We start from the raw sequence: 1,796 nt of genomic DNA on the forward strand, positions 1-1,796 counted from the left end.
TCGTAAAACGGTGGTTTCTCATAAGAACTCTTTATAACGTTTTGTCGTTTTTTGATTTTATAAAGGTTCCCTTGTATTAAAAACTGATTAACTTAGAGCCCGTCTCAAAACCTTAGGAATGTAGGAGCTATTACAATCTTAAACGACAGGAAAAACCTTCAATACGACGGTTTCTGTGGGAACTCTCACGTTTTTTAAAAACTTGCCGGATCGTCTAGAGATAGTTTTCTTCAAGTTTTGAAACCGGCTCTTATTATGATTCCTTTAGGCGCGTCCTAGGCCATTTCTGAGTAAATTTTTTATTAACATTTAAAACTTCCAACCGTATCCATCTTTCTTTGAATTTATTTTTGGTGGCCCAAAAAAAATCTCAAATTCTTTCAAGGAAGTTCTCAACTTTTTTGGATCACTGGTAGGAGCGAATACTCTCGAGAGCTTAGGATCCAAGTGCCCTTTCATTTTTTCTCTTCCACACTGTTTAGAAAGCGAGCGATCAGACCTAGAAATTTACCGCTCCCAACTTGTTTCAAAAGAATAGAATTCCATATCTGAATGAATTCTACAAAAGAAGAACGATCCATCATACGTCGTAGGCCATCTTCGAAATTCTCCCCTTGCAACTTTAGATATTCCAGAGCGATCTTTTCTTTGGATTGAAAATAACGATAAAAACTCGCTTTATGAGTTCGGGAAAATCGGCAATCAATTGATTCGTAGAAGTTCCCGAGTATCCCCCGATGGTAAAAAAAGGTCCAAGACGAAAGTCATCAGACGATCGTATGGATTACGTGGTCTATCGACATTTCGAGGCATTCTAAAGATTAGAATCCGGAAGTTTAAAATAAGTGCAACAAAACTAAAAACGATAGACTAAATAGTCTATTTTTATTTATTCTTGATTGAACTATTTTAAGGCCATCTCAAAAATACTTTATCTTTGCCTAAAATACCAATTTCGATTATTCTAAGATATTTTTGAGATGGCTTCTAGTCTATCAAGGAAATTGTATATGTCAGAGCTCATTATCTCCGAAAAAAAGGGACACGTTTTACATATCATCATCAACCGTCCTGAAGAAAGAAACACGTTCAACGTCGATATGCTCTACGCTCTCAGCCGCGCATACGACCAATTGGAAGCCGATTCGGATATTCGAGTCGGACTTGTTTATGCAAACGGAAAACACTTCACGTTGGGTCTGGATTTAAAAAACGTAGCCGAGTTTTTGAAGAAGGAAAAAAAATTTCCTCTTCCTCCGGAAAGTGTAAATCCCTGGGGAACGTCCAACCGTACCAAAACAAAACCTGTCGTCGTTGCAGTACACGGTATGTGTTTCACGTTAGGAATCGAACTCATGCTCGCAAGCGATATTCGAATTGCCGCCAAACGCGCCATATTCGGACAACTGGAAGTGCAAAGAGGAATTTTTCCATTCGGTGGCGGAACTATACGCTGGCCCGCACAATGCGGCTGGGGAAATGCAATGAAATATATTCTTACAGGAGAAACTTTCGAATCGGACGAAGCACTTCGAATCGGACTTGTGCAAGAAGTCGTTGAAAAAAATGAACTTGTCAAAAGAGGAATGCAACTTGCCGAAAAGATAGCGGCTCAAGCTCCTCTCGGTGTTTACGCGACTCTCAAATCCTCTCTGGATTCGGTGACTCACGGTGAATTGAAAGCCGCCGAAGATCTTTTGCCTCAACTTTTAGCCCTGATGGAAACCAAAGACGCAGAAGAAGGCCTCGCTTCTTTTGTGGAAAAAAGACCAGCAGTTTTTCAGGGCAAATAGATG

Annotated in this window: 2 protein-coding genes; one reads left to right on the forward strand and one right to left on the reverse strand. The window is 39.9% G+C overall.

What is annotated here, in order from left to right; genetic code table 11:
• Positions 1-455: 455 nt before the first annotated feature.
• On the reverse strand, positions 456-584 hold the full coding sequence (locus CLV95_RS19685) for a hypothetical protein (protein ID WP_002731666.1): 129 nt from the start codon (positions 582-584) through the stop codon (positions 456-458).
• A 426-nt stretch (positions 585-1,010) separates the two neighbouring features.
• Between CLV95_RS19685 and CLV95_RS18470 the strand changes: the two genes are divergently transcribed.
• Positions 1,011-1,793, forward strand: coding sequence for a crotonase/enoyl-CoA hydratase family protein (locus CLV95_RS18470; RefSeq protein WP_002731678.1), 783 nt, complete (start codon positions 1,011-1,013; stop codon positions 1,791-1,793).
• Positions 1,794-1,796 lie beyond the last annotated feature (3 nt).

The sequence above is a fragment of the Leptospira borgpetersenii serovar Javanica genome, assembly GCF_003046425.1.
GTDB lineage: Bacteria > Spirochaetota > Leptospiria > Leptospirales > Leptospiraceae > Leptospira > Leptospira borgpetersenii.